The organism is Dactylosporangium sp. NPDC005555 (assembly GCF_040605635.1).
Lineage (GTDB): Bacteria > Actinomycetota > Actinomycetes > Mycobacteriales > Micromonosporaceae > Dactylosporangium.
The window spans coordinates 1-1,748 of record NZ_JBEXDG010000161.1 but is presented as its reverse complement, the minus strand read 5'-3'; the positions used below and the strand labels follow the sequence as shown (position 1 = coordinate 1,748).

Sequence of the window (1,748 nt, the reverse complement as noted above, 5' to 3'; positions counted from 1 at the left end):
CTGGATCTGGCCCACTTTGGTTGATTGAAGTTGGTCCCCTTCGCGGTGACGGATCATCCACTGTGTACCGTGCTGCCGGTGCGATGATCAATGTCTGGAGACGTTGCTGCCGCAGCTGGCCGGGTTGTCGGTCGAACGGGTCGAGAAGAACGCCGCTGAGCTGCGGATCTGGGCGCGTCCGAAGGTCGACAGGGTGCCGTGTCCGGGCTGCGGCGCCCGGAGCGGGCGGGTCCACCGCCGGTACCGGAGGTACCTGGCTGACCTGGCGGTCGGTGGTCGGCGGGTCGTGCTCGTGTTGCAGGTCCGGGTGTTCGTGTGTCAGGACCCTGCGTGCCTGGTCCGGCGGTTCGCTGAGCAGGTCAAGGGTCTGACCGTCCCGCACGCGAGGCGCAGCGGTGGCCTGCGCGACGCGTTGGACCGCATCGGCCTCGCCCTCGCCGGGCGGGCCGGGGCCCGGCTCGCGGCCCGCCTGGGTGTGCCGATCAGCCGGAACACCGTGCTACGGCTGCTCCGCCGGCTGCCGGACCCGCCACCGGCGGTGGTCCGGGTCCTCGGCGTCGACGACTTCGCGTTACGACGCGGGCACGTCTACGGCACCGTCCTCATCGACATGGACACCCACCAGCCGATCGACGTGCTCCCCGACCGGGAGGCCGACACGTTCGCCGCCTGGCTACGGGCACATCCCGGCGTCGAGGTGATCTGCCGCGACCGGGCCGGCGCCTACGCCGACGGCGCCCGCACCGGCGCACCCGACGCCATCCAGGTCGCGGACCGGTTCCACCTGTGGAAGAACCTCGCCGAACACGTCGAGAAGACCGTCGCCCGCCACCACGACTGCCTGACCCACCAGCCACCCACCCAACCCGAGCCACCGACCACCACGCAGGCGCAAGCCCATCTCGAACTGCAGGAACTCGCGACGGAAGCCGCCGGGCAGCGCGCCGGGCACGGACGGCTGGCCGAACGCACCCAGCAACGCTTCGAGCAGGTCCAAGCGCTGCGGGCCCAGGGCAAAGCGATCAAGGTCATCATGCGAGAGCTCGGCCTGGCCCGGGAGACCGTACGCCGCTTCGCCCGCGCCCACAGCGTCCAGGAACTGCTGGCCACCGCCCGGGTCGGCAGCCGCCCCAGCATCCTGGACCCGTTCACCGACCACCTCCACCAACGCTGGAGCGAAGGCATCACCTCCGCGACCCAGCTGTTCACCGAGATCCAGGCCCTGGGCTACCACGGCACCTACGCCACCCTGCGCGGCTACCTCAAACCACTCCGCGCGGCCAGCCCACCGCCAACGCCCAAACCGCCGAAGATCCGCCACATCACCAGCTGGATCCTGCGCCGCTACACCGACCTGAACACCGACGAGCAGCACAAACTCGACGACATCCGCAGCCGCTGCCCACACCTCGCCGCTCTCGCCGCGCACGTCGCCGCGTTCGGTGACATGCTCACCGGCCGGCACGGCCACCGCCTCGACACCTGGATCACCGCTGTCGAAGCCGACGACCTGCCCGAACTGCACTCCTACGCCAACGGCCTCAAACGCGACTACGACGCCGTCCGCAACGGACTCACCCTGCCCCACAGCTCCGGCGCCGTCGAAGGTCAGGTCAACCGCATCAAAATGCTGAAACGGCAGATGTTCGGCCGCGCCAAACTCGACCTCCTCCGCATCCGCGTCCTCAACCCCACCTGAACACCCACCAGGGACCAACATCGATCAACCAAAGTGGGCCAGATCCAGT

General features: G+C 69.4%; 1 protein-coding gene. It reads left to right on the top strand.

Going from position 1 to position 1,748, the window contains the following annotated elements:
- Positions 1-103: 103 nt before the first annotated feature.
- Entirely contained in the window at positions 104-1,699 is a 1,596-nt protein-coding gene (locus ABZS58_RS51225; RefSeq protein ID WP_354792113.1) for an ISL3 family transposase, read from the top strand.
- Positions 1,700-1,748 lie beyond the last annotated feature (49 nt).